Annotated in this window: 12 protein-coding genes; 3 read left to right on the forward strand and 9 right to left on the reverse strand. The window is 37.5% G+C overall.

The genetic code is table 11. From position 1 onward, the window contains the following. Positions 1 to 39: 39 nt before the first annotated feature. The 7 genes from ACM0OY_RS02095 to ACM0OY_RS02125 all read right to left on the reverse strand — a co-directional run bounded on the left by ACM0OY_RS02095 (position 40) and on the right by ACM0OY_RS02125 (position 14743). Positions 40 to 5811 carry an AAA family ATPase gene (locus tag ACM0OY_RS02095; protein WP_414567231.1) on the reverse strand — a complete coding sequence of 1924 codons (5772 nt, stop codon included), beginning with the start codon at positions 5809 to 5811 and terminating at the stop codon, positions 40 to 42. Positions 5812 to 5893: 82 nt separating this feature from the next. Continuing rightward, complete coding sequence (locus tag ACM0OY_RS02100; protein ID WP_414567232.1) at positions 5894 to 7282, reverse strand: radical SAM/SPASM domain-containing protein; 1389 nt, start codon at positions 7280 to 7282, stop codon at positions 5894 to 5896. Positions 7283 to 7620: 338 nt separating this feature from the next. Continuing rightward, positions 7621 to 8244 (reverse strand): hypothetical protein, encoded by a 624-nt coding sequence (locus ACM0OY_RS02105; protein ID WP_414567233.1) that lies wholly within the window; start codon positions 8242 to 8244, stop codon positions 7621 to 7623. 173 nt (positions 8245 to 8417) lie between these two features. Further along, positions 8418 to 9479 carry a hypothetical protein gene (locus ACM0OY_RS02110; protein WP_414567234.1) on the reverse strand — a complete coding sequence of 354 codons (1062 nt, stop codon included), beginning with the start codon at positions 9477 to 9479 and terminating at the stop codon, positions 8418 to 8420. Positions 9480 to 9523: 44 nt separating this feature from the next. Next, the gene (locus ACM0OY_RS02115; protein ID WP_414567235.1) at positions 9524 to 10609 is read right to left on the reverse strand and encodes an amidohydrolase family protein; all 1086 of its coding nucleotides are present in this window, start codon (positions 10607 to 10609) and stop codon (positions 9524 to 9526) included. Positions 10610 to 10831: 222 nt separating this feature from the next. Then, entirely contained in the window at positions 10832 to 13138 is a 2307-nt protein-coding gene (locus ACM0OY_RS02120) for a TOMM precursor leader peptide-binding protein (RefSeq protein WP_414567236.1), read from the reverse strand. A 222-nt stretch (positions 13139 to 13360) separates the two neighbouring features. Then, positions 13361 to 14743 carry an AAA-like domain-containing protein gene (locus tag ACM0OY_RS02125; protein ID WP_414567237.1) on the reverse strand — a complete coding sequence of 461 codons (1383 nt, stop codon included), beginning with the start codon at positions 14741 to 14743 and terminating at the stop codon, positions 13361 to 13363. Between the two features lie 1191 nt (positions 14744 to 15934). Here ACM0OY_RS02125 and ACM0OY_RS02130 point away from each other — a divergent pair. Next, entirely contained in the window at positions 15935 to 16843 is a 909-nt protein-coding gene (locus ACM0OY_RS02130) for an RNA polymerase sigma factor (RefSeq protein ID WP_414567238.1), read from the forward strand. Next, a complete protein-coding gene (locus ACM0OY_RS02135; protein ID WP_414567239.1) occupies positions 16783 to 18381 on the forward strand; it encodes a tetratricopeptide repeat protein in 1599 nt (532 codons plus the stop codon). Before ACM0OY_RS02130 ends, ACM0OY_RS02135 begins: the two co-directional genes overlap by 61 nt. 102 nt (positions 18382 to 18483) lie before the next feature. Here the strand turns inward: ACM0OY_RS02135 and ACM0OY_RS02140 are convergent, their stop codons facing one another. Further along, the gene (locus tag ACM0OY_RS02140) at positions 18484 to 18660 is read right to left on the reverse strand and encodes a hypothetical protein (protein ID WP_414567240.1); all 177 of its coding nucleotides are present in this window, start codon (positions 18658 to 18660) and stop codon (positions 18484 to 18486) included. 405 nt (positions 18661 to 19065) lie between these two features. Here ACM0OY_RS02140 and fba point away from each other — a divergent pair, with 405 nt between their 5' ends. Continuing rightward, positions 19066 to 20145 carry a class II fructose-bisphosphate aldolase gene (gene fba / locus ACM0OY_RS02145; RefSeq protein ID WP_322727228.1) on the forward strand — a complete coding sequence of 360 codons (1080 nt, stop codon included), beginning with the start codon at positions 19066 to 19068 and terminating at the stop codon, positions 20143 to 20145. A gap of 326 nt (positions 20146 to 20471) precedes the next feature. On the opposite strand, the gene ACM0OY_RS02150 is transcribed toward fba, so the two are convergent. Beyond that, a complete protein-coding gene (locus ACM0OY_RS02150) occupies positions 20472 to 21284 on the reverse strand; it encodes a carbon-nitrogen hydrolase family protein (RefSeq protein ID WP_414567241.1) in 813 nt (270 codons plus the stop codon). Positions 21285 to 21354: the final 70 nt, after the last annotated feature.

Consider the following 21354-nt stretch of genomic DNA (forward strand, 5'->3'; position numbering starts at 1 on the left):
AAGGGGCAGAGGGGAAAATTCTTAACTTTTCACTCAGCACTACTGAATATGGCGCTCAATCCAATCTCCATTGAATATTAATTGGTAAATACGGTTTTGGACTTTGAGAGAACCTTGTTGCTTAATAATTAGGCCTGACAAGAGCAATTCTTTTTCTTCTGAACTATCAACGGACAGTATTTCTCCTTGGTGTAAAATTTGTCGATAAAGCTCTAGAAGTTTGTTAACTTGTAAATCGCTATTGAGAATGCGATCGCGAATAGTTCTCAAATGCTCCGGCTCATCCTGGGATTCCCAATTCTCTATCACATTTGTTACTACCAAATTTTCTATCCATTCAGCTTCAGTATTTGCCGGAATCACAGATGAAGAGTTATGAATGAGCTTACAGAGCTTTTGAGTGAGGAAAGGCTGTCCATTAGTCCAGTGTAGTACTTCTCTGATGACTTTGCGAATGGCGATCGCGTCGCTAACTTTCTCTTTTAATCCTTCGCCTAAAGGATAAACTTCATCTTCTTTAAAACCCTCTAGTTGAATTGATTGACCAATATTAAACGGTGTTCGCTTGTGGTCTGAAATTAAATCTGAGGGAGTTGCTACGCCAAAGAAAGCAAAAGTTAAACGCCGATATTCTAAGTTGATACTACGCTGGTTATAACAGAAGCGTACCAAAGCAAAAAAGTCATTAACAGAAAAATTTAAGCCTAAGACGCTATCAATTTCATCGACAAAGATATAAATTTTTTCACTCTGAACTTGCTTGAGTAAAATATTTTCAATAAATTGGCTCAATTTTTGGGTGGATGACAAATCTTTGTATTCATTCCACCAAAGTGGAAGATTTACTTTGTCTAACAAATCAAAATTCTGCCATAATTCCACTGCTAACCCCAAATACCATTGAGCAGGGGTAATGTTATCACTACCAATGCGTGTTAAATCAATTGCTGTACAACTAAATCCTTCTTGCTGAAGATGGTGCATCATGCGTACCATCAAGCTTGATTTACCCATCTGCCTTGCATTTAGTATGTAACAGAAATCACTATGCCTGAGTGCTTCATAAAAGTGACGGTCTGCGGAACGCACTACATAGGTGGGAGCATCCATTGGCAAACTACCACCAATTTGATAATCATAACTTGAGAGTTGTTCTGAGCTTTTAAGTAGGTCGTTTTCAAATCTAAGTTTTTCTTGAGTAATTTTGAGTTCTTCTAGTGTTTTTAACAGTTCTTGATTTCGTTCTTCAACTTTTTGTTCTAAAGTGCGGTTGTACTCTTCTAATTGCTCGTATAAACGGGAATTTTCAATGGAGATGGCAGCTTGAGCAGAAAGAATTTTTAAGATTTCAATGCGTTCTGGAGTAAATGCATGTGTGATTAAATTATTTTCTAAATATAAAATGCCGCTTAATTTCCCTTGATGAAGTAAAGGAATACAAAGAATCGATTTAGGTTGCACAGTGCTAACATAAGGATCGCTGATAAATTGCCCCTCATGTTCTGCATCATTTAAAACCACATTTTCCTGGCTATGAACAACGTAGTTAACAATAGCAGCCGAGAGAAGAGGTAAATGGCGAACAGTATCTACAGAATCTATGGCGATAGATTGTAAAACCGTAACATTATCATCATCCATTGCTCCTTCAGCTTCAATGACCCAATTTTTGTCCTTCTCAAGAATCAAAAAACCTCTTTGAGCGCCTGCATTTTCAATGCAGATTTTCATCAGTTTTTTTAGTAATTTATCAAGAGTGATTTCACCAGCTATGGTTTGTGATGCTTTGACAACAGTTATAAAATCAAGTTTTTTGCTATCATTGTTACTTGTAGAGATAGTAGTACTAATTTTATTATTTCCTGTTTGGCTGTTTACATTTACCAACAATTGCGGATATTCAGATTCGAGACTTTTAACTTTGGCTGTTGCTCCCCATTGTACATAACAATAGTGAGCATTTTTTAAGTAAAATTGACCAATTTCTTCTCTACCAGTTGCAATATAAAATTCGGCTGCGCGTTCGTAGGCTAGAGCTTCTTCATGAATGAATTCGTATTTTTTAGCGCCTTGAATAGCTTGTTCGTAAAGTTCTTCAGCTTGCCAATTTTGTCCTAGCGATCGCGCTTTTTCCGCTTCGACTAAAGCATATTTATGTTGAAAGTTTTTTGGACAATCTTTAACCCATTTTTTCAAATTATTTTGATTAATTTTAACTTGTCTGATTGCTGATATTTGCTCTTTTTTAGAAGAATTTTTATAAGCAGCAAGCAAAGCGAGGGAAGAATAAAAAATATAATGTGGTAAAGTTATATGCGAACTAATATTTTCAACATATTCTCCGGCTTGAATTCCGTTTTGTGAAGCTTGCTTAAAGTCTTTAAAAATATAAAAATTAATTAAGTTTGTAAAATAATTAATGAATAATAACCAAGTATTGAGATTGATTAAATCATGGCTTTGTTCAACTGTCTTATCAATATCTAATGAATTGTTTATTAAATTAATTATCATCCGGCGGCATTTTTTAGCATAAAAGGTAGAATGCTCTTGCATTCCCTTTTCCATTAATTGAATAAAATTAGTAAAATTATTTTCAACCTCTTCGAGAGGATATCCACCAAAAAACCTGATTAAGCAATAACTGACAGAAGCAAAGAAAGCATATTCATAATCGCCAATATCAATTCCTGTTTGAAAAGCATCTAGTAAATTTTCTTGTGCAATGCTATCCCGAATTAAATAATTCCAATGCCATATAAAGCCATAATAATCATGCATCACTAAGGCTTTTAGTTTAACAAGATTAAATTTTTCTACTAAATTAATAGAGAGTTGACCAAATTCATATCCTAATTGAATATTTCTATCTATATTAAGTCCTTTCATTCCCTTACATATAAATGTTCCGTAAAGAGAATAAGGGCAAGGTGCATGAGGAGAATTACCATATTGAATGCAAAGATTAACTTGTATTAATACAGCCTCAAGATATAACAGAAAATTTGTCACTATTGTAGAAGCCATAATTTGCTGCAATATTGACATAGCTGCAAGCTTATATGGATCGGTCATTTGGGGAAGATTCAAAAGAGCCTGAACCGAAGTTCCTTTTAAAAAAGATTTTAAAAATTCCTGTTCTTCGATAATTTTATTGAATATTTCATTGGGATGTTGAGCAATATTTATCCCTAGTTCTGCTAAAGCTTTAACTGCAATATCTATCGCTATTTCTTCCTGAAGTTTAGCATTATGCAAAAGAATTTTTGTTTGATATACTCTGACTTTATCAAGAATAGTTTTAGCCTGTTGTAGAACAATAACAGACAACTCTTCGGCTTGTTCGTATTTGACGTTTAAGTAAAAAGCTTCTATGGTTTCTGTATAGATTTCTAAGGTTAACCTATAGTGAGACTTCCAGCTATTTTTACCCAATAATTTCAGCCCGGTTTCTAAATACCTGAGAGATGCTTCATAGGCTGTTGATGCTTTTGCTTTTTTCCCAGCTTCAAGATTTAATTTAGCAATTTTGTTTCTTTGTAACTGTTTAGTAATTAATTCAGCTCCTTCATTGAGTTGATTAACAATTTTAAAAATATTTTCCTTTATTTGATATTCTGTAAAATTTTCTAATAAAAAGTAACCGATTTGTAAATGCACCTTTTTTTTCTCTGCTTCTGGAATTAGAGAATAGGCAGCTTGTTGAACGCGATCGTGTAAAAATTTATATGGGATTAATTCTGGATATTTGGGAATAAAAACAGCAGATATTTCAGAAGTATCAGTCGATGTTTCATCCTGACTCCAAAGTAGGGGTATCTTGTAATTATTATTTAGCGGTACAATCAAACCTTCCTGTAGTGCTGGCTGAAGTTCTTGAGATGTCAATGCTTGAGATTTGTTATTGACGATTGAGAGAAAATCTAGATTAAATTGATTTCCAATACAGGCAGCTAATCTGATAACTTTTTGAGTTTGACTATCTAGTTTTTCAATTTTCTTACTCATTAAATCAATTACATTATCAGTTATTTGAATTGTTTGAATTTGTTTTAAGCTCCACTGCCAACATCCGGCATTTTTATCAAATAACAATAATTTTTCTTGATACAGTGATTGGAGTAATTGAGTTAAGAAAAAAGGATTGCCTTGAGTTTTAGCAGTTAGTAACTCTGCTAGAGGTTTTGACTCTGATTCTGAACAGTTTATAGTATTAGCAATAAGTTGGTTAATGTGGTTGATTTCTAAGGGTTTAAGCTCGATTTGATTTACTGCCGTGCCCGCCTTTTTGATTTGCTCTATAGTTTGGATTAGAGGATGAGTAAAATTAACTTCATTGTCTCGATAAGCTCCTATAATCAATAGAGTTTGACTCTCAGAAGCCGACATTAAGACTTCAAGCAACTTCAAAGATGATAAATCTGCCCACTGTAAATCATCTAAAAAGATAACTAAGGGATGTTCTTTTTTGCTAAATACGCTAATAAATCTTTGAAATAATGAGTTAAACCGATTTTGAGTTTGAGTAGCTTCTAGATGTTCAAGTAATGGCTGTTTACCAATTATTTGTTCTACTTCTGGAATGATATCAATTATCACCTGGCCATTAGTTCCTAAGGCTATTAAAATTTCTTCTTTCCAGGTTTGTAGTGCAGATTCAGATTCACTTAATATCTGCCGTATTAAGCTTTGAAAAGCTTGACTGATTGCTGAATATGGAATATTCCGCCTTAGTTGGTCGAATTTGCCGCTGATAAAGTTTCCGTGTTGTTGTAGTATAGTTCTTTGAATTTCATTGACTAAAGCAGATTTGCCAATACCTGAGTAACCAGAAACCAGCATCATCTCAGTTGTGCCTTGGCTAACTCTATCAAAGGTATTCAATAGTTGGTTTACTTCCTGATTTCGTCCATAAAGTTTTTCAGGAATCTGGAATTTATCAGAAATATCCTCACGACCTAAAGAAAAGTGTTGAATTTGTCCTGAAGTTTGTAACTGATAAAGACAGTTTTCTAAATCAACCTTTAATCCTCTAGCACTTTGATATCGTTCCTCTTGAATTTTTGCTAATAATTTCATCACAATGTTAGAAACCATCAAAGGAATTGAGGGAATTCGCTGGTGAGGTGCATCAGGTTGTTGTGCAATGTGGCAATGGACTAATTCCATTGCATCGGTTGTTTCAAAGGGTAACTGATTGGTTAACAACTGATAGAATGTGATACCCAAAGAATAAAAATCACTGCGGTAATCTATTCCCCGGTTCATTCGACCAGTTTGTTCTGGGGCAATGTAAGCTAAAGTTCCTTCTAATTGATTTAGATTGCGAATCGTCTGATTTTCTCTAGATAAACGAGTAGAAATTCCAAAGTCAATAATCTTTACCTGCCCAGTTTCTGGGTTGTAGACAATATTCGAGGGATTAATATCTTTGTGAATAATATTGGCATTGTGAATAGCAGCTAAACTCTCAGTTATTTTCAAGGCAATAGTCAGAAATTCTTCTAAGATAAACTGCCCTTCTGAGATTAAAATTTTTAAAGAGCTACCGCCAAAATCCTCCAAAAACATCACTAAACTATTCTGATATCGCTCTAAGCTATATGCTTTAATAATTCCATCAGCATTAATTGAGCGCGTAATTTCATATTCTTGCTTATAACGGTTGAGTTCTGAGGAATTAGGATAGTTTTCTTTGAGAATCTTCAAGATAATCGGTTGGCGATCGGGCTTGAGGATACCTCGATAGACTAATGAATTATCACTTTCATAAATTTGTTCAAGAATCTGATAGTTTTTGATTGCGTTCATGATTTGTAAATATTGTTTTGAAAATAGAAAGTAAAAAATGGCGAGCAGTTAAGTATTCTGACTACTCAATTTTGAAGATAGTTTAAACTTTATCAGACTTAATTTTTTGGTAAATCTCAGTTACTGTTGTTGTTATCGCCTGGATGTTATTGCTAGAAGAACTGGAAAAAAACTGTGATTTCCACATATCACAGTTTTGACAAGCTGAACGCTTAGATAACTGATTGAGTATTAAATCACCTCTGAGCTTCTGAAATAGATTTCCAGACCAAATTTCTTGTAGACTTTGTTGATTATAATCTCCTAAGCTTTCGATACTGCCATCAAAACCAAGCCGAAATAGGGTTTCAATACAGTAGTAGATTCTACCATCTGGTAAAACGGCCATTTCTGTAAACGGAAATAGACAAGGCCAACGTCCTTGAGCTTTATTAATGTAATATTGGAGTGAATTCTCTATTGTATTGTTAGTATTTTTTAAACGCATATTAGTCTCTTGGTATTGAGCTAAATTAATAATTAATACACTATCAGCTTTAGCTAACCAACGTTCTTTAAATTTTTGTTCTTCTTCGGCGGTAACATTTTGATTGCGGACCAAAGATGTCCTAACTTCACAAGAAATACCCAAGCGATCGCGTATTCTCATAAAATTAAAAATATTAGATTCAACTGTGTTAAGATTACCTCCTCTAATTCTAAAATATGTCTCTTGTTCAGCAGCATCAACGCTAACATCAAGACTAGTTAATCCGGCTTTTAATAAAGCTTTAGCCTTACTTTCATCTAGTAATTGACCGTTAGTAGTTATATGAAATTTGGGAACTCCAGATTGCCTACAAAGTTGAATAAAATCAACAAGCTTGGGATGAAGGATTGGTTCTTCAACACTACCAACAGTAATTGTAACTCTTGCTTCTCCGCATTCTTTTGCTAACTTTGCCATCATTTCCCAAGACATCATCTTCTTTTCTTTGAAAAAGTTTGTTGTATGTGTTGGCTTTAGCAAAGGACTGTGATAAGGGCACATCATGCATTTGAGATTACAGCTATTGCCAAGAATTGCCCTCAAATATAATGGTTTCACAGCTGTTCCATAGTAGTCAGCAAAATAATGTATTTGCTCATCAATATCAATTTGGGAAATAAAGGTGAATGGTATTATTCCCGAAAAATTAACTTGATTTTTAGTTTCTAGTCTCCACAATGGCTGCTTCAAACTATTACTTAACTCTTGGCGATATAAATACGCGAGAGTGGGATATGGGGGTAAACCTAATTCTGCTAAAATCGACAGGGTAGGTTTAAAAGCAACTGGTCTGTTTGCAGATTTAGCTGTTGCTATAAGTCTTTTTATACTTTTTGGATGTAACGGAATGCCATGAGGTGGTATCTCTAGCACCATATCTGGCATTTCCCAGTCAACTTGAATTTGCTTTGGTAAAAGTTTTTGAGTATCTTTGATAATCATTATTAGACTTGTCGTGAAAATAGGGAGTGGGGAGTAGAGGAAACTTTTTTTATGTTTAGTTGTGGGATTTTCTAGTGATTCACTGTCTTAAAAATAGGGGTTGGGGACTGGGAAAGAAATATTTTCATGCCCTATAGCAATCCTAAATCATTTGTGAAAAGTTAGATCCCCGACTTCTTTGAGAAGTCGGGGATCTGGGCATCGCGAATTTGAACAAAATCAAAAATTTTGTAGGTTGGATTCAGGAACAAAATCTAACATTTTCAAGCATTTTTTGGGTTTAACTTCGTTTAACCCAACCTAAAATTATTCTTAACTCTCAGTTATGAGCTTGAGCATTAAGTAGTAGTCACTGGAATAAATGGGACGGAAGGATAAACATCTTCGTTTTTGTCATCCTTTATCCAATCTTCCAACTGCTTTTTAGTAACTGTTGCTTCTCCCAATTCTGGGCGAGGAGGAAAAGAAACGTAATATCTAAAAGCAAAAGGGGTTTCTAGATCGGGATCGCGAAGCTCACCAATAAAGGAACTTGGATCGATATGAAACTCATAATAAGGGCTAATAATATCTTTCTCATCTCCAAGTTCAACACTATTAAACATAGGAGAAAGATATTTGTCTGGATTGTTAATCCGCTTTTCACCAAAGACAGCTACTAGTAATTCTGCTGCTTCATCAGAGTCTGGTTTACCATCATGAAGCCATTTTCTAGGATCGGCTCTGAACAACTTCTTTAAATTTGTATCACATTTGTTGTGAGTTTGATTTCCAAGTCTTTTTAAAAGTTCTTCGACACTCAATTTGGAGTCATCTTTCATAAAATATGTATTTAATTTTAGTGCATTTTTCCTTTTCTTTGGTTCTGATTCGTCATCAGCCCATCGCCATATATAGGCAATAATTTGAGAAAGTTGTTTACCTTGTCGCCAAACACGTAATGGTCTTACATCCTGTGTCATAAGAATTTTCTCCTTCATAATTGAGACACTATCGTTAGTGTTATTGATTTAGTTCCTGTTTACTGAAGCTATAGAAACATACACAAACTAAAAATTATGTATACCTTGCTAAATAAACAGGTTTATTTTTTGCAGTTTTACAGAGAATTGGTATGAGTATGTTTCTAATTTTTCTAACAGGTACTAAGCGGTAAATAGGGATATGGAGGCGAAAAATATTGTACATCTACTGAATATTTTCCGTCTGGTTGCTTATAATAAAATGGAAGTTCTCCTTCTTCATCTTCAGCCTCAGCCCATTTTTTAATGTTCTCGCGGGGTAGATTTAGTTCAGAAGGTATGGGAGGATAGGGAACAATAGCTTTACTAGAAACAGAATACTTTCCTGGAACTAGCTGCTTCTCTTGGATATCACCTTTAAATCTATGCCAATCTACTTCTAGCCCATATCTGAAAGTTATATCACCCGTACTCAAAATAGGTTGACAAATTTGGTGATAGTATATTTCTTCATCTATTTTTAATCGATAATATGCTTGCCCTGCCATCAAAAGGCTTAAAGTAATTCCCTGCCAAGCTTCACTGCTAGGCAAAATCAAAAATCTGGCGTTTTCATTATATTCAAATTTACTATGTAGTGGATAATAAATGTCTAGTTTATCTGGTTCAAGATGCCCAGGAGAAGATATCTGATCGAAAAAGAAAATTTCTCTGGCTATGAGACCATCTAACATATCAGAGTCAATCTCGTCCCATTGACCATTAACGAAGTTATGCCACAGGCGATTATCTTCATTTGCTTTCAAATAACTATGCCATGTTTTGGCAATTAACTGGGATATTTTGCGGGTTTGCAGCAGAGTTTGAGTTGGATGATAAAAATTATTTATTTCAATTGATGATTGTGGTAAAAAAGATCCATTTTTAAGTAAAGTATCCCTAACAAAATCTTTTGCTAAAACTGCACCAGGAGAGGGCAAATATGAGCCTATATTATTAGACGGTTCAGAAGAGTTATGTTGGGGATAAGCTAAAAGTTTATCATGGGTATTTTGGTCAATCACATATTCTTTAAACTCTCCTCTAGTTTTAGTTACTATTGTGGTTTCTATGTATTGTCCTTCTGTCTTATGTTGACGAGGAGCAACTAATAGTATCTGATAATAAGTATTGTTGTTATACCACTGTCCTGGTTCCAGTGGATCTATAGTTCTTGGTTTTTCTAGATTGACCATGATGATATGTCCTCTTATTGAGTGTTAATAAAATTGGGAAGTTGTCAAGCCAAACTATAAAAATTGCGAGGATTATCCCAAACAATTTTTTGCACTATTTCTTGAGATAATTGTGCTTCAAGCTCTAGAACTGTTTTCACAATGTTCGGTTGATGATCCATGTGAGGGTAATCAGAACCGAAGATTAAGTTATCGGCACCAATATATTCGATAATTTGAGCTAAGTAAGGTTCAGTAGGTGCGATCGCAATAAAACACTGACGCTGAAAATACTCTGAGGGCTTCATTTTGACATTATCTTTTACCTCCCAATATAAGTTTTCGTACTCTTCATCTAGTCGCCATAGCCAGTAAGGTAACCAACCACAACCAGACTCTAGAAAACCTACTTTCAAGCGCGGATGACGCTCTAAAACACCCCCTTCAATGAGGGCTAAAAGTGCCATCATCTGTTCCATCGGATGAGAGCAGGCGTGGAGAGCAAAACGAGTATTAAACCGCTCTGCTCCTGTGGTTGCTAACCGACTATGAGTTCCTTCATGAATTCCCACTGCTATGCCCATTTCTTCGCATTCTGTCCAAAATTGCTCATAAGCAGGGTGACTCAATATTCTTCCTTTAACTGGGTTAGGGCGTAATAACACAGCCTTCCAACCAAACTCAGCTATGCGATTTAATTCTGCCACCATCTCTTCAGGTGCATGAAAATTAATCGCTCCTACACCTTTTAATTTATCTGGAGCATAGCTGCAAAATTCTTCATATAACCAAGTGTTGTAAGCACGAGTAAAAGCTCCCGCTACTTCCGTTGCCATATCATCAATTGCCCAAAGCCATAACCCATAGGTTGGATAAATGAATGCGATATCAACTCCCATCTGTACCATTGCTTGGATATGAGATTCAGCATCGTAACCCTTGAAATAAGCATTGGGGTGAGCCTCCATCATTTGCTGATTTCCTTGGTAACGAACTTGTTGTGAAATTTTTTTAACAATCTCTTCTCCTTGAATTTTCATATCTGCGGCAGGAGCAAAGTGCTTAAATTTTGGTTCTAAATATTTAGCCCACAAAGTTGGAGGCTCAATAACATGGGAATCAGCATCAATAATTTGATATCCTTTAAGCATAGAAAAATCTATTCTATTGGAATGAATTTATATTTGAGCTTTGAGATTAATTAATCTCAAAATTATAAACTTAAGATGGTGTAAAATTCCTAATTTCAAATATGAAATTTTATGTTGAATACAATGAAAGTTTCTTCCCCAGAGCCAATGCTTAAGAAAGCATAAACGCTGGGGCAAAAGGCATGATTTCAATCTAAAACTCAAAATATTTGACTGTAACACTCACATCCACATGGGGAAAGGATTAAGTTGATTTTCTGCTAACGGCTGTTTCAACCATCCCATTTTCACAGGAACGTCATACAATCTTCCTGAACCTAAACGCCTCCACATGTGGCGCATTCCTGGAACTATTACTTTAGCTACTCTCAGTCCCACGTCGGGACGAGTCTGGTCTAAAACGAGCATTTCTAGATCATTTTTTTCAACGATTTGTTGACATAGTTTGACATCTTCTAGCAAATCCTCATTGGCAAACTGGGGATAATCTGTATAGGCTTTGGCAGGAATTTTATTATCGGGAATGAGATAAGGTTGATTAACTAAAGTTGCAGTTTTCCACCAATCTATTGCTAGGCGATCGCCAGATGCCGGATATTGAGTACTACCATCATTTTTTATAGATAAAAGATTAGGCAAAATTTGGTTAACTTCAGTCAAAGCTCGGCTCAGGGCAATTTTGGCATCAAAATGGGTTCCATAGCCTAATATAATATCTTCTACCTCTCGATTCATTCTGCGAGTAATGGCAGCAAATGTGGGGATATTAAAATCACTGGTCAGATCCAATACCCATAGTTCTCGCTCAATGCTCTGGTAATACTGTTTCAGGGTGAGAAAATAGGGTTCATTGAAACTTTCTAAATCTACCAGGGGTTTTTGGAGGCGATTATACCACCACAAAGCCACAGAATCGCGTTCTACTAATTCCATAAACCCCTGAAGAATAGCTTCTTCAAGAGTATTACCGGCTGCACACCCATTGGAGTCTGCCCAACAATCAGGTTGCAAAGATGAAGGATAGCCATAATAACAATAAGCAGTTGGTAGATATTTAAATTCTTCGTGAGTTAATGACCAAACTGGTGTCCAGTCAATTTCTCTTTGCACATCAAAAGGTTCTGGAACTTTTTGAAACCAACCTTTACATTCAGTATTCCATTGTTCTCGATTTTCGTATTGTTGTTGGCTGAAATTCATACAACCATTGGGATGAATCGCTTTGTCTTTCAGTTGGTGATAACTGCCTTTTTTTCTGATTTCATCTCCCTGAAAAACCCCAGAATATCGCTCAACGGCTTCACAAAAACCACTTGCTTTAGCTTGGATATCTGTTCTACCTTTTCCTGAACTTCTACCTCCAATATTTTGGCGTAGGCTATTTAAATCATCAAAAATACTCAGAAAGTGATGCTTGGCAACATAAGTATGGGTAAATTGATTTCCTGGTATCTTATTCAGTTCTCGAACTATACCCGTAATCGGACTAATAAGATGTTGATATTTTATCAGCGTTTCTTGGGGTGAACAAGAACGGTGTCCACCATCTGCGGTAAATGTTTTTTTGCAGTGTTCTAGAACAATCGGTAAGGGTTTACTTATCAAACCATTGGATATTTCTCCACAGCTAGGACATTGAGGACGCTTAACTATGTTATGGTGTTGGGTTTGTAAAGTGAGAGTATCATAGGTCAATAAAGTTTCTTCTAGACCTTTATTTTCTCCTTGAACAATCCACTTGAATAACTCTGTGGCTGCTATTCCTAAAGCGGTTTGCACTGTAGATGGTAGGAAGCCTAAAGGTGGGGATAAAGGAGTAGAAATGTTTTTATGTCTTTGAATAAATGCTTGAACTGGTTTATTATCTCGTAATCGGTGGGCTAGACATTCCCAACAAATGGTTTTGTTACCTTGAAATAGAGGGCCTATCCAAACCATTGTTCCCAAGGGGTTGACTAACATCCAGGGAGATTGGGAATGTAACGCCTGTTGATTGAATTCATCTAGATTTGGGTGGAGATAATCATCAGTTAAGACTACTGTAAAATTTCCTTTCTCGGCTACTTGAATTTGAAGTGATTTGAGAATGGCAATAAAATCGTCAGCGTCAACGGAACCGAAGGCTTTTACTGCTACTTTAATTGATTTTAATCTTCGATGAGCTTCACTAGGCTTGATATGAAGATGATTGCAGAAGATAGCTAAGTGCGATGGCAATTCCTCATCTTGTTCCAAAATATAGCCCTGCCTTTCCATTTGAAATAGAGCATGTTGGGCTTTTATACTGGTATCAAGAACGTTTTTAAAAAAGGAATTCTGGTCTGGAAATAATTTGTCATCTGGCAGTAGTTCTAATTGAATTATGTCGATAATTTCGTCAATATCGTGATGCCCATCGATTAAAGTTGCTAGACAATAAAAGATGCGATCGCTAAACCAAGTTACATCTTTCTCAGATAATAAAAATACCAAATCTGGTTGTATCGTTTCAACGGAGTAACAATGTTTAAAAATCGGTATATTCAGCATTTTTTTGACTATTAACTTGAATTTATATCACTAAATATAACTAAAAAAATAGAGTCTATTATCAACTAAAAATTTAACTTTAAAATCGAGCGATCGCAAACATTTTCCTCAATTTTAAATACATATTTTTAGATATATTTTTTATTAAAAAATTTCTCTTGAAACTAGACAGAATAATCTCAATAAAAATCCAAAATGAAACATAAAAAATTACCTTAACTATTAGTTTAAACTCACTATCTGTCTTTTTTCACCTAAGGATGCTGATTGAAAGTACTGCCGATATAGTTGAGAACTAGGTATTGCTTTATTGTTATCTAACTTAATCAGTCCCATACTGTTTAACTTGTAAGCAATAATGGGTTCTAATGGCACAGGTTCACTAGAATTCATCACATTGTAAAGAGCGATCGCTAATTTTGGCTGTTCTTGCAACATTGTTAAATGACGCTGCAAATGATGAGCATAAATTCCAGTGGATGTAGTAGCAGTTTCCAGTAGTTGCGCTAAAGTTATCTTCTTACAACTAAGGTAATAGATCGCTATATGTATTAGTCCTGGATGTCCTCCAATTAATGCCATCAATTGCTTTGCTTCTTCGCCATCAGACCACTTCAGATCGTAACGTTGAGCTAATTGCTGCACCTGGTCTAAATTAAAGTCAGGTAACTGAATTGGTAACCCAATATTGAAAGGTGACTGCTGAAGTTGTAAAGGAACATAAATTTCCGTTGAATGCACCACAACTAAGCGTAGCTTTTGCCAGATTTTGCATCTTTTAGCTTCTTCAAACCACGAACGTAATAGGGGGAAAAAATCTTTTGCTACTTCCGGATGCTCAAAAATATAGTTCACCTCATCTAATGCTAAAACCAGAGGAGTATCAATTTGCTTTAGTACATAGTTTCGTAAATAGAAAGTACAACTCAGTTTGCTGCCGAAATCTTTATTCCAAAATTCGTCTAGTTTTTGCTCCATTTGAAGCTGTTGAGTAATATTGGCACAGAGCCAACGTAAAAATAGATTTGGATCGCTTAAAATTGTCTGGTCAACTTGCTCAAGGTTCAAGCTAACTGTGCGGTAGCCCATATGCTCAGCATAATCTAGAAGCCTCACCATTAAAGAAGTTTTGCCCATTTCCCTCGGAGCTTTAATCCGCACTAATGCTCCTAGCTTTGTAATTTCTGCATAAACTGATTTCTGAATATTAGGATGTTCAATGTAAAAGGGTGAGTTAAGAGAAACTGAACCACTGGGGTAACAAGGAAATGTATTTTGTTCAATACCTAGATCGAAATCTCCAGAGTTTAATTTCGGCGATTTGACATCTGATGTAGCTTGTACTGCTGTATAAGATTCCAGCACCACTCGACAATTTTTTTTTGTCACGCGCTTGCCAAAGACCAAAGAGAGTTTTTGGTATAATCGCGGAGCAACAACATTAGTAATGTAGCCGCAGCTATATTTTTCTTCTTGAGCTATTTCCTCATAGGTTTTATCCTGCCAGATTCCCTGTAAAACTAGAATTTCTGTAGAATGGAGCGGATCATCTTGGATTTCCACTAGATTGCGATTAATAATATCAAGGATCAAATCTATTGTCATAAAAGTTTACAGATAAGTTTCTTTTTTGAAAAGCAGAACTGGAGATTGGAAAAGAGAGATTTTTGGGTGTATCTCACTTTTGTCGGTATAGAGGAATCTACAAACTTAAGTTGTTGCTTTTCCGACTTTATTCCTAGATATTTTTATCAAGCTGAGATGCTCTTGATTTTCATGCACTATTTGTGGGGAATTACACCTGAATATCTATTTCAAAAAACATCTTATTCACGAAGAATAATCTGAGTATTGACGATAAATTTTTAAGCTAATAAACACTGTGATTTTGTAATAATTCAACACTCAGGAGTCAGAATTGAAAATTTGTAAGGAGTTTTGTATAATTAATATATTTATTTATCATAGGTTCTCCTAGTTATTTAACTATTGTTTCTGTATGTTTTTTTACAGGCTAGTTCTTAAGAATTCTGAGTTAATAAAAATGGGTGATGAAAAAACCAGAGTTTGCAAAACCAATACAATGAGCTTTTTTCCCTAACTATCGTGGATTTTTCAAAATTAATCATACATTACCGTTTTTTTTAGTACTCATAATTTTTAAAATATTAAAATTAACGAATAATTTAAAATTATTTAATATTTTTTTTGATATAAAAATGCGTAAGCTTTAATTAAAAAGACTTTGAACCATTTTTTATAAATGAGGCTGATTCTCAATATCAGTTATAAATCTTGATATAAGCAGCCTTTTGAAATTCAGCGTTATTTTTATACATAGTATAAAAACGTATAAGTATTTGGATATATAAGGATAGACGGCTATCGGTTTCTGCCGATGATGTCTATTTTTCTCAGAAACAGTCTACAGAAGGCGATCGCTCAAAATGATGTATTCAGAAATGGATGAACAAGGGCGAGTAGAAAAATTCAATATGAGGTTTAGCAAAAATATATGAAATCTATATGAGATTTATAGGTTTTATTTTCTGAAATGAACGACTAAATTAAAAACAGTTAACCCTAGAGAGTATCTATTAAATAAATCTTTGGATCTGACTGGATTCTAACTAGAATTCAAACTTGCCAATATTCAATAAAATCTATAGCAGGAGGTAGAAGGCAGGAGGTAAAAGTATTACTATTCCTAGCTTTCATGCTTTCAAAATGTCTTAACCTGTGTGACTACGGCTATATCTTCAGCAAAGATTATAGAATAAAAGCTAAATTTCACCTATGAAAAATTGTTCTACGAGCCTCCAATTTAATGATGCAGGGTTAGACATGCCTGATGCATCGATTAACCATAGCATTGCTCCTACAAATGTTTTGCATAACGTATTGGAAGAGACAATTCAATTGAGACAAACACCTCAATGCGATGTCTACGACGGGCTACGCCTACGCACAGACTTTTGGCTGTTATGGCAGCAATATCGAGATTACCATTACAGTCGCTGTCTCCAGTGGATGGGGGGCGATCGCAATGATGCAGAAGACTCTCTAAGTCTAGCAATGCTGAAAGCTTGGAAGAAATGGCCAGACTATGCCGGGAAAATGACCAATCCTAAAGCTTGGTTGACCCAACTTATTCATAATCTCTGCATGGATATACATCGAAAACGCAAGCGAAGCGAGCAAAGCATTGAAAATATTGAAGACATTAAATTTGCAGATGGTCTAGAAGTCACTTCCAGCATCGAATCACCTGAATCAGACATTTGCCGTCGTGAAATGAGAGCATACCTCTACGATACCATCGAGGCTTTGCCTCCCAGACTACGGTATCCTTTTATCCTACACTACTGCAAAGACAAGCCTTACAAAGACATTGCCAACCAACTAGTCCTCTCTGAAGAGAACGTTTACAAACGAGTTCAACAGGCACGAACCATTCTGCGAAAGCAGTTAAACAAGTATCTGGTGGGGGAAGATGGCACTTCTCTGGATTACCGACAACCCCGCAAATGGGTGATTCCGTCGGTACAAGAGTCTAAACCCGATGAAACAATCATATCTGACTGGGAAGCGGCGATCGCAACCCAAAGCATTGTCGAACAAATAAATTACAAACTAACTGCTATATGTCTAACAACCTTGCCACATTCTTGGTACAGTTCTCCCAACCCTCTGGGGTGGAGATGAATGCTTACTTACTTTTAGATGAAAAACCAACTAGACAATACCAAAAACTGAAAACATTAAGTAAGTACATGCAGCAGTATCCACAAGGATGGAAGAAACGGCTGGAATTAGCTGAATTGTTTTATCAAATGGGGCGATGGGAGGAGGCTATTGACGAGTATCGCCAAGTCATTGAGCGTCAGCCCCGATTGATTGACGTGCAGCTGCAACTCGGAAAAATCTTGGACCTGATGAGACGAGAAGCAGAGGCAATAGAAGTTTATGAAAATGCCTTGCCCTTGTCCCGCAATGAAGCGACTCGGCAGCATCTAAGTGGATTAATTGAAGCTTGTAAAGGTGACACTCAAGCGGCAATCATCGCTTTTGAGTCTGCTGCTTCCTTAGAACCTGACAAACTAGTTCACTGGCTGGCTTTGGGACAGGTGCAGATGGGAATAGAGAATACTGTTGCAGCCTTGCAAGCCTTTGATGCAGTTTTGTCACTCAACCCAAATGATATTGTTGCTTTGATTCTCAGCTATGACGCCCTGATGGCTATGGGGAACTTTCAAGCAGCTGGGCAAAAATTGAGCAGAGTTATAGAGTTAGCCCCCGATGATTTCCAGGTACTCCAACGACAGTTGGATGAGCGTTGCCGAATGAGATTGGTATCTGGCGAACAAGGCAAGCAGACTAAAAAGATGATTGGCTCTGCTTTGCAACAGGCTCCAAATGCACCTGAATTCCACAAAATCCTGGCATATTATCACATTTTGCGAGGAGATTGGGCGCAAGGAGTAGGAGTGTTAGCACAGTTTACTCAGAAACACCCCAATAATCCTAGCGGTTGGTATTACTATGGGCGGTGCTTGGCCGACACAGGTGAAAACGAAACCGCAGCTGAGGCAATTTTGAAAGCTTATCACCTGTATCCCCATGATTGTGAAATTTACCGAGCATTGTGTGAGATTTTGCCAGCTGCTGGCAGATTAAATCAACTGCGTCCCTTAGTAGACGAGATGCTTGAGCGTTTTCCCGAACGCTGGAGTGTTTGGGCGGCTGCGGGGCGAGTGCTGGTAGAAAGCTTTAAAGATATCGAACGCGGATGTAAAGTCTCTGTTCGAGGAACGCAACTGCAACCTCAGTTACCTGATGCTTGGTTTTGTCATGGACGGGTATTGGCACTGGCGGGAAAACATCAAGATGCGGTGGAGGTTTTAGTACAAGGATGGCAGTTCTTCCCAGAAAAAGGGGATTATCTGCAATCTGTACCTGGGTTAGTTTGGCTGGGAGAGAGTTATCGAATGCTAGGTAATAATGCGGCTAGTCGGCGGTATTGGCAAGAAGCTTGTCTGCAAGCTGAAGAATTGATGGAATTCGACCCAGCTACAGCTTATTACTGGCAAGGCAGAGCCTTAGAACAATTGGGAAATGAGTTAGGGGCGATGGAGGCTTATCGAAATGCCCTGAGTCAGCAGTTGCTTTACCCTGCCCACGGTGAAGTTAAGCAGGCTCTGAAATGGTTACAAGGTATGCTGCGAAACGGTTATCGTGCTTGAAGCTGGTTTGATCTAGTTAAGAAAAAAGATGAAATAGCGATCGCTTGATTGGCTGCTGAGGATAATTTGCTTAAAAAATTTAGAGGGACGATCGCAGTGTTATCAAACCAAAAGAGCGATCGCCCCTCTTTTTATTAGAGCCAGGCGATCGCTTTTTATTTGAGTTGCACAAAAAAAGCTTCTAACTAGAAAAATTCCAAAAGCGATCGCTTTTTTAGCTAATAACACAAAAGCGATGCCTACCCATTTGTTGATTAATTGCAGCCAGGGCGATCGCACAACACATACAATAGAATTTCTCCAATTCGGTAGTATAGGCGTAGGCTAATCCCAAAAACCACCGTTATGGTAAAAACACCTCCACAGCATCGGACAATTCCCTTGTTGGAAAATGGCGACAAACTTACCCTGCAGCATTTATAGAAAAATTAGCAGATTTAGGCTGAGGCGATCGCCTTTAATCGATTATTTGGCATACAACGCTACCAAAGCCTTTAGTCTTGAGGTAGCTGACTGCACAGTACTATAGGGCATATTTATAGTAACTTTAGCTTAAACTTTTTCAACATAAGCACACGACAGTAGTTATAATTTCCTATAAGTTGAAAAAACTCTTAAGATTTAGCGTGATTATTACGCTTCTCTCACACCGACTAGCTGACAACCACATTAGGAGGACTATCTATGGCGCTTGTACCACTGCGGCTGCTGTTGGATCACGCGGCTGAAAACGGTTACGGCATCCCAGCTTTCAACGTTAACAATTTGGAGCAGATTCAGGCAATCCTGAAGGCTGCTGTCGAGACAGATAGCCCCGTAATTTTGCAAGCTTCTCGTGGCGCTCGTAATTATGCAGGAGAAAACTTCCTCCGCCACCTGATTTTGGCAGCGGTAGAAACCTATCCTCACATCCCCATTGTCATGCACCAAGATCATGGTAATGCGCCTGCTACCTGCTACTCAGCAATTAAGAACAACTTCACCAGCGTGATGATGGATGGTTCTTTAGAAGCTGATGCTAAAACTCCCGCTAGCTTTGAATACAACGTCAGTGTTACCCGCGAAGTTGTAAACGTAGCTCATGCTTTGGGTGTCAGCGTTGAAGGAGAACTCGGTTGTTTGGGTTCTCTAGAAACTGGTGCTGGTGAAGCTGAAGATGGTCACGGGTTTGAAGGTACACTCGACCACTCACAACTGCTCACCGACCCCGATGAAGCTGTTGAATTCGTAGAAGCAACCCAAGTAGATGCTTTGGCTGTTGCCATTGGCACAAGCCACGGTGCTTACAAGTTTACCCGTAAGCCGACTGGCGAAATTTTGGCAATCAGCCGCATTGAAGAAATTCACCGCCGCCTGCCTAACACCCACTTGGTAATGCACGGTTCCTCCTCTGTGCCTGAAGATTTGCTTGCACTGATTAACCAGTATGGTGGTGCAATTCCTGAAACCTACGGTGTACCTGTAGAAGAAATCCAAAAAGGTATCAAGAGCGGTGTACGCAAAGTAAACATCGACACCGATAACCGTTTGGCTATTACTGCTGCTGTACGTGAAGCTTTGGCTAAAAAACCAGAGGAGTTTGACCCCCGTCATTTCCTCAAGCCTTCGATTACATACATGCAGAAGGTTTGTGCTGAACGCTATCAGCAATTTGGCACGGCTGGCAACGCAAGCAAGATTAAGCAAATTTCTTTGGAAGATTTTGCTGCTAAGTATGCTAAAGGTGAACTCAACGTTGTTACCAAATCAGCTGCCAAAGTTTAATCAATAAAAGGGACTGGGGATTGGGGACTAGGGACTGGGTAAAATAACCTTTACTAGAATTTTCCTAATTCCTAATTCCTTTCATTTACAGATAGGGGCAAAAGTACTCCTATGCTCCAAGAAAAGTGAGAATTTTAATATTGAGATAAATAAACTGGGTGGCATTGAGGTCACCCAGTTTTTGTTTTATTCATCACAATTGGGAATTGGAAATTGGGCATTGGGTATGGGGAGGGTGGAGAAGAAATCTTTCCCCCGTCTCTTCCCACACTCCCCACACTCCCCCATTTCCTCTGCCCCTTCCTCATCTCCCCAATCCCCAGCCCCTAAAATACCCGATGCTGTAAAGAAGGCATTTGACGGCGGACTTGTTCAAGCCTAGTGGGTTTGATTTCTGCGATCGCAATTCCCGGCTTTTCCCCAGCATCGGCTAAAATTACTCCCCAAGGGTCGATAACTACAGCGTGTCCGTGGGTTAGACGGCGGCCGTAGTTGTTGCCGGTTTGGGCGGGTGCAATGACGTAGGCGGTATTTTCTATGGCTCTGGCTTGTAATAATACTTGCCAGTGGTCTTTGCCAGTGAAGGCGGTAAAGGCAGCAGGAACAAATAACACATCGGCTCCTTTATCTGCTAGATGACGGTACAGTTCTGGGAAGCGGACATCATAACAAATAGAAAGTCCTAAATTGCCGAGTTTTTCGGAAAAATGGACGGGGGGTAGTTGCGTACCAGCTACAACAGTATTCGATTCACGATAGGTGTTGCCGTCGGGGACATCAACATCAAATAAGTGTACTTTATAGTAGCGGGCAAGTTCTTGACCACTTGGGTCAATGAGGAGAGTGGTATTATAAACTTTGCCTGTATTATCTACCGGAAGTGGAAAGCTGCCACCCAAGATAGTAATTTGAAAGCGTTGAGCCATTTTTTTGAGGAATTTTTCACTTTCAATAGCGATGGCATCCCCTTGTGCAAGTCTGTCTTTTTCTTCTCCCATAAAGGAAAAGTTTTCTGGCAAACCTACCAATTCAGCACCTTGACGCACGGCAAGATCTATTAATTCTTCTGCCTGTGCCAAATTTTTTTGGAGATCCGGCACACTGGTTAATTGAATAGCGGCGGCTAAATAAGACTTCATAGATTCAACAACGAATAGTTGATTTATGGGAAATAGATTATCAAAATATATCGCTACTTCAGCATCTGTG

It is taken from the genome of Nostoc sp. CCY 9925 (assembly GCF_963920935.1).
In the GTDB taxonomy this organism is placed as follows: Bacteria; Cyanobacteriota; Cyanobacteriia; order Cyanobacteriales; family Nostocaceae; genus Nostoc.